This window comes from Tianweitania sp., from assembly GCF_032053605.1.
Taxonomy (GTDB): Bacteria; Pseudomonadota; Alphaproteobacteria; order Rhizobiales; family Rhizobiaceae; genus Tianweitania.
This window is the reverse complement of the sequence record NZ_DAMBUH010000147.1, coordinates 1-6,274: the sequence shown is the minus strand read 5'-3', so window position 1 is coordinate 6,274 and position 6,274 is coordinate 1. Positions and strand designations below refer to the sequence as shown.

The following is a 6,274-nucleotide window of genomic DNA, read 5'->3' as shown; positions in this document are numbered from 1 at the left end:
GAAGAGCTGCGTGCGACCGGCGCCAAGGTGCTGACCCAACGGCTTGACGTCACCAGCCGTGCGGACGTGGAAGCCTTTGCCAAGGCGGCGCGCGACGCGTTCGGGTCGATCGACGCCATCGTCAACAATGCCGGCGTGATGCCGCTTTCGCTCATGGCCTCGCTCAAGGTGGAGGAATGGGACCGCATGGTGGATGTGAACATCAAGGGCGTGCTTTACGGCATCGCCGCTGTCTTGCCGGAGATGACGGCGCGGCACGCAGGACACATCATCAACATCGCCTCGGTGGGCGCGCTTTCGGTGTCGCCGACGGCTGCGGTTTATTGCGCCACCAAATTTGCGGTGCGGGCGATTTCCGACGGGCTGCGCCAGGAAACGCAGGACATCCGCGTCACCTGCATCCATCCCGGCGTGGTGGAAAGCGAGTTGGCCGACACCATCACCGATCCCGTTGCGGCGGAAGCCATGAAGACCTGGCGCTCCGTGGCGCTTTCTCCTGACGCCATCGGCCGTGCCGTGCGCTTTGCTCTGGAACAGCCTGATGACGTCGACGTAAGCGAAATCGTCGTGCGCCCGACGCGCTCGCCGTATTGAGGGGAGACTACACGATGTCTGATCATCCTTATGTCGGCCTATGGGTCACGGCGGACGGCCTCATCCGCCACGAACTCCTTGTAGACAATCGCTACGACGAAGCGCGCGGGCCACGCGAAAGTGCCTATCAAGGCCGCTACGAAGTTCGCGGCACGCATATCGACTATTGGGACGACACCGGCTTCACGGCCGATGGCGACTTCGCCGATATGAACACGCTCCACCATGCGGGCATGGTGCTGCACCGGCAGCGGTGAGCGGATCACTTGGCATGAGAGCCTAGCGTCCAGCGTCGACAACAGGCTCCGCCGCGATTAAGTGCAGGGGATCATAAATGCCGCGGCCCCGCGGCATTTGCTGCCTGTCATTTGACCGTCAAACACGGCGGTCATAGCTGGCACCTTCTCCCGAAGCCGGATGGATCGGTTCTTGACGACACTTCGCCTCGATGGCCTGACGCGCATTTTTGGAACGACCCGCGCGGTCGATCATGTTTCGATGACGCTCGCGCCCGGCTCGTTCACGGCCCTGCTTGGCCCCTCGGGTTGCGGCAAGACGACCTTGTTGCGGCTGATTGCCGGGTTTGAAGTGCCCGATGATGGCTCGATCGCTTTCGATGGACGGGTGATCGCCGACGCCAAGACGACCGTGCCGCCCGAACAGCGCGGCATCGGCATCGTGTTTCAGTCCTATGCGCTATGGCCGCATATGGATGTGGCCGGCAACGTTTCCTATCCCTTGAAGACGCAGCGGGTTGATCGCACGACCGTTTCCCGGCGCGTGGCCGAGGTGCTCGATATTGTCGGGCTCGGCGGGTATGAAAGCCGGCGCATCGATGAGCTTTCGGGCGGTCAACGTCAGCGTGTGGCGCTGGCTCGCTGTTTGATCGCCAATTCCGGCATCATCCTGTTCGACGAGCCGCTCGCCAATCTCGACATGCATCTGCGCGCGACTATGGTGGACGTGTTTCGCGACATTCATCAGCGCACCGGCGCAACGATCGTTTATGTCACGCATGACCAGGCCGAAGCGCTGGCCATGGCGGATCGCGTCGCGGTGCTGGAGAAAGGCCGCGTGTTGCAGTTTGCTGCGCCGACCGGCGTTTATCATCAGCCGGCCGATGTCGCTGTGGCGCGCTTTGTCGGCCGGGGTGCGATCGTGCCGACTTTCGCTTGGGACAGCGATCAGAACCAAAGCCGCGTCCAGATCGGCGGCCACACGGTCGTTGCCAGATCAAGCGGCACGCCGGTCGGGGCCGTGAATGTCCTGCTGCGGCCCGAAGGACTGGCGCTTGCCGACGACGGCGTGCCGGGCACGGTTCTGTCCTCGACCTATCGCGGGCCGGTCCATGAGCTCAGGATCAAGCTTGCCAAGGACAGCGGCGAGGTTACCGTGGATCATCGCACTGCGGTGTCACCGGGAACGGCGGTGAAGATCGCCGTTCATGACGCCTGGATCATCCCGGCGGCGAAAGGTTAGCGCCAGGGCAGAACGCCGGCCGGCAGACGCTTGGCGAAGCGGTCGAGCGCAACCAGCATGGCCACGACCATGACGATGCTGGCGACAGCAATGGCTGCCGCATGCGTGCCTAAACCCGCTTCTTCCAGGCTGAACAGCACCACGCCCAGTGTTTCATTGCCGCTCGACCATAACAGGGCCGAGACCGTCAGTTCGTTGAAGGCGCTCATGAAGACGAGCAGCGCGCCGGCAACGGCTGCGGGCGCAACCAGCGGCACGACAATGGTGATGAGCCTTCGGAGCGATCCCGCACCCGCACTCGCCGCGGCTTCGGTGAGATCGGCGGGGATCTGGGCGACGGCGGTGGTAACCGGCTTCAGCGCCAGGGTGAAGAAGCGCATGAGATAAGCGATGAGGATGATCGCCGCCGTCGCATACAGGCTGCCGATCAGCGGCAGCGGGCGCAGGAAAAGCAGGATGCAGGCGATGGCCAGCACGATGCCCGGAACGGCATAAGGCAGGTCGATCGCGCCTTGCAGCAGACGCTGTTTTCGCCGGCTGAAACGCTCCATCACAAGAGCAACCGGAATGACGCCAAGCGCCAGCAGAAGGGCGGCTGCGCCCGAGAGCAGAATCGAGTTGCGGAAGGCGCGCATGGTGGATGCCTGCCGCGTCAGCACTTCCGCGAAGTTGGCGAGCGTTGCGGTTTCAGCCGTCAGCGGCACACCGAAGGCCGGCACGAGCGCGGTGGTTATGAGCGCCAGCATGGGCAGTACAAGGATGGAGGCGATCACCAGCCAAGCGATGACTGCGGTTGCGATGCGCCAATGCCCCAGCGCGAAACGCGCCGGCTTGCCGCCCGCATAACGGGCCGCACGATGGCGCGATGCCAGCGTCTGCAAGGCGACGCCGGCCAGAGCCAAAGCTGCGATCAGAACCGACAGGCTGGCCATCTGCGGCAGCACGCCGGGTCCGAAGCTCGCCATCTGCTGGTAGATCAGGGTCGGCAGGGTCAGGTAATTCACAGGCATGCCGAGCAGTGCCGGGATACCGAAATTGCCCACTCCGGATACGAAGGCCAAGGCAGCGGCAGCCAGCAGATATGGCCGCATCAGGGGCAGAACGATGGTCAGCAACACGCGCAGCTGTGTTGCACCCGATGCACGGCCCGCTTCAACGAGATCGCCGGGGATGCGCGACAGGCCGGCGCGCAGCGTCACGAATACGATCGGCGCATGCTGCACGCCGTACAGCAGGATGATGCCGTTGCGGCCAAGAATCGGGTTCGGCGTGCCGGGTGCGGGCGCTAGGCCCAGCATGCCGAGCAGCGTCGATGACGGGCCGAACAGATGCAGCCAGGATAAAGCCGTCACCTGCGGCGCGATCATCAAGGGCAGAAGAAGCAGGAAGCCGAGGATCTTTCGGCCGGGCATGTCGGTCAGCGCGATGGCTATCGCAAACGGTGCGCCGATCACCATGGCGGCAACGGCGCCGAAGAAGGCGGTGTCGAGCGTGCGCCACAAAGCGCGTTGCGTTGCGGTCTTGGTCAGGCGCTCCCAGAATGCGGTGAGATCGATTTCGCCGCCGGGGGCAAGGGCCGCCACAAGCAGCCGCCCCATCGGCAGGATGCTGAGCACGCCAACCACGAGCAGCACAAGCACGACCGGCGCCCAGCCGCCGAGGCGCGACCATGCAGACAAGCCGGACGAGCGCTGCGATGAGGTGGGGAGAGAGGCTTCGGACAGTGTCGGGTTCCGCTTACTGGCCCATCACGTCGCTGAACTTTTCTTTGTTCGCAATGTCGTCCTTGAGGGCGGCAGCGGCGTCGTAATTCAGCACCTTGATCGACGCGCGGTCCGGATAACCGGCCGGCAGACCGGCATCGGCGCGGGCTGGGATATAGCCTTGGCTCACGGCGAGCTTCTGGCCTTCTTCCGACAGCATGAAGTCGACGAAGGCCTTGGCGGCTTCCGGGTTCTTGGCGGTGGACAGGATCGCCACCGGCTCGGTGACGGCCGACACGCCTTCGGCGGGGAAGACGAACTCGACCGGAGCGCCCTTGGCCTTTTCGCGGATCGGCATGTAGTCGACGATCATGCCGTAGAGCTTGTCGCCGCCCGACACGGATTTCAGCACGTCGCCATTGCCGCCGGCTGCCTGCGCGCCGTTTTCGGCCAGCGCGGAATAGAAGTCCCAGCCGGACTTCAGATTGCCGGTGAGCGTGACGGTGTGGATCATGGCCGCACCCGAGGTGAGCGGGCTCGGCATCACGACCTGACCCTTGGCTTCCGGCTTGGTGAGGTCTTCCCAGCTGGTCGGCTTCATCGGCGCGTTGGTGTTATAAACAATGCCGGTGGTGATCAGCTTGGTCGAGAAATAGGTCTTGTCCTTATCGACCAAGGAGGCGTCGATGCCGTCGGTCTTGGCATCCGGATAGGCCATCAAACGGCCCTCGCCTTTCAAGCCTTCCATCGTGACGACATCGGCGATCAAGAGCAGGTCGGGCTGCGGCTGGCCGGCTTCGATCTCGGCGCGCAGCTTGGCGAGGATCTTCGGCGTGCCATCACGCACCCACTCCACTTCAACGCCGGGATTGGCAGCCTTGAAGGCATCGACTGTCGCTTGCGCATCCGTATTCGGCTGGCTGGTGTAAAGCACGAGCTTGCCGTCGGCGGCGAAGGCGGGCAGCGCTGCGGCGGCAAGGAGAGCGGTGGCAAGAAGCAGACGCATCGATGGAATCCATTCAATGAAATGATGGCGGCTCGACCATACAGAAGCCGGATAGGTTCTCCTATCGCGGCTTCAACACGATTTCATGACAGATAGGGCGGAATATTCTGCCGGCTAAAAGCCGACCTTCAACGCGCCGCCAACGGTGTGCATTTGATCATCGTTGGAAAAGCTGCCGCGGTAGAACACGGCGGCGTCGAGTTGCTGGCGGAAGGCAAGGTCTAGGCGAGCTTCCACCGTGCCGGTGTTCTCGCCGCTGTTGCTGCCATAAACGGTGAACGGCATGCCGCCAGCATAGGAATGGGTGCTGGATGGCGTATCGCCGCTCAGGCGGCGGCTGTAAGCGGCATAAAGGCTCGGCTTGACGATCAGGTCGGTGTTCAGCTGCCAGGCGCGGCTGATGCGCAGGCCGATATCGGCATCGGTGCGGTCATAGTCGGAGCCGGATGAAACGAGGTTGGCGGCACCGGCGCCGGTCTCCGAGAAGCTGCCGCCCTGCGCGGTGGTCCAGGAGACGCCGGCGAAGGGCTCGACATCAACACCGCCGAGGTCCGCTGAATAGGCGATTTCGGCGAAGGCGCCGCTTGTCCAGCTGGAAGTATCACTGCGGGCCGTGCCGGACAGGTCGCCGACAGCCGTGAAGCGTTGCAGGTCGATGTCGTGGCTGGTGTAATCGGCACCGCCCGACAGACGCCAGGGACCGTGTCGCCAATCGCCGTAAGCGGTGATGCCGATGCTGTTTATGTCGCCGGAACTGACGCGGGCACGATTGTCGAAGTCGGTTCGGCCGTAGTGACCGGCCAAGCCCAAGCGCACATCGTTATACGGCTCAAAGTCGATGCCGGCGGACAGCCAAGGGCCCCGGGCGCGGGCATCCGCGGCGTTGCCATCGCCCGAAAGATCGTTGTCGACATAGCCACTTTCGCCCCACACGCCGGTGCCCTCGGCCTGCGCGAGATGGCTGCGCACCGCCCAGCGGCTGTTGCGCTGAACACCGGCAATCACGTCCAGCACCTGCGCATGCGCTTCGCCGGACAAGAGATCGAAAGCGGTGAGCGCCTGGTCGCGGGTGAGCGGGAGGGTGGCATCATAGAGCGCATTGCCAACGCCGCCGGCTTCGATCGCGGTTGCGGTGGCGCGCTGGTTGCGCGTTTGCGCCACATCCGGGAAGGCGATGGCGTTGCGTTCGAGGCGCAAGGTGAGATCGGACGCGCCATACAGCACGCTGGGGTCGAGGAAGGCGAAGCTGGCGGAGATGCTGTCGAAGCTGCCGCTGACCGTGCCACCCGCCGCAAGGAAGCGGTAATTGCCGGCTGCCGCGCGATTCTGGCTGGTGAGTTGCAGTTCGCCATTGACGAAAACATCGCCGCCGACATTCACGAGGCCGGAACGCGCGCCGTCCAGTTCCACGGCAAAGATCGCGCCGGGATCGAGCGTCAGATCGCCGGCGACCGTGAAGGGGCCGGCGGCCTGCGCCACCAGCGTGCCGGCC

General features: G+C 64.1%; 6 protein-coding genes. 3 read left to right on the top strand and 3 right to left on the bottom strand.

Annotated elements, in window-relative coordinates; translation table 11 throughout:
- The 3 genes from RTX98_RS19360 to RTX98_RS19350 form a co-directional block, all read left to right on the top strand.
- The coding region (locus RTX98_RS19360) for an SDR family oxidoreductase (RefSeq protein WP_312798477.1) at positions 1-594 on the top strand (594 nt) is incomplete at its 5' end.
- A 14-nt stretch (positions 595-608) separates the two neighbouring features.
- Positions 609-851 carry an Atu4866 domain-containing protein gene (locus RTX98_RS19355; RefSeq protein WP_312798476.1) on the top strand — a complete coding sequence of 81 codons (243 nt, stop codon included), beginning with the start codon at positions 609-611 and terminating at the stop codon, positions 849-851.
- Between the two features lie 172 nt (positions 852-1,023).
- Positions 1,024-2,073 (top strand): ABC transporter ATP-binding protein, encoded by a 1,050-nt coding sequence (locus RTX98_RS19350; RefSeq protein WP_312798475.1) that lies wholly within the window; start codon positions 1,024-1,026, stop codon positions 2,071-2,073.
- Here RTX98_RS19350 and RTX98_RS19345 read toward each other — a convergent pair.
- From RTX98_RS19345 to RTX98_RS19335, 3 genes are all read right to left on the bottom strand, one after another.
- Positions 2,070-3,671 carry an ABC transporter permease gene (locus RTX98_RS19345; RefSeq protein WP_416223181.1) on the bottom strand — a complete coding sequence of 534 codons (1,602 nt, stop codon included), beginning with the start codon at positions 3,669-3,671 and terminating at the stop codon, positions 2,070-2,072. The genes RTX98_RS19350 and RTX98_RS19345 overlap by 4 nt on opposite strands.
- A 139-nt stretch (positions 3,672-3,810) precedes the next feature.
- Positions 3,811-4,782 carry an ABC transporter substrate-binding protein gene (locus RTX98_RS19340; protein ID WP_312798472.1) on the bottom strand — a complete coding sequence of 324 codons (972 nt, stop codon included), beginning with the start codon at positions 4,780-4,782 and terminating at the stop codon, positions 3,811-3,813.
- A gap of 114 nt (positions 4,783-4,896) precedes the next feature.
- A partial coding sequence (locus RTX98_RS19335; protein WP_312798471.1) for an autotransporter outer membrane beta-barrel domain-containing protein occupies positions 4,897-6,274 on the bottom strand: 1,378 nt, incomplete at its 5' end.

Coding starts and splice junctions, on each gene's coding strand:
- RTX98_RS19355 (WP_312798476.1), top strand. CDS start 609: ATGTCTGATCATCCTTATGTCGGCCTATGGGTCACGGCGGACGGCCTC.
- RTX98_RS19345 (WP_416223181.1), bottom strand. CDS start 3,671: ATGGGGCGGCTGCTTGTGGCGGCCCTTGCCCCCGGCGGCGAAATCGAT.
- RTX98_RS19340 (WP_312798472.1), bottom strand. CDS start 4,782: ATGCGTCTGCTTCTTGCCACCGCTCTCCTTGCCGCCGCAGCGCTGCCC.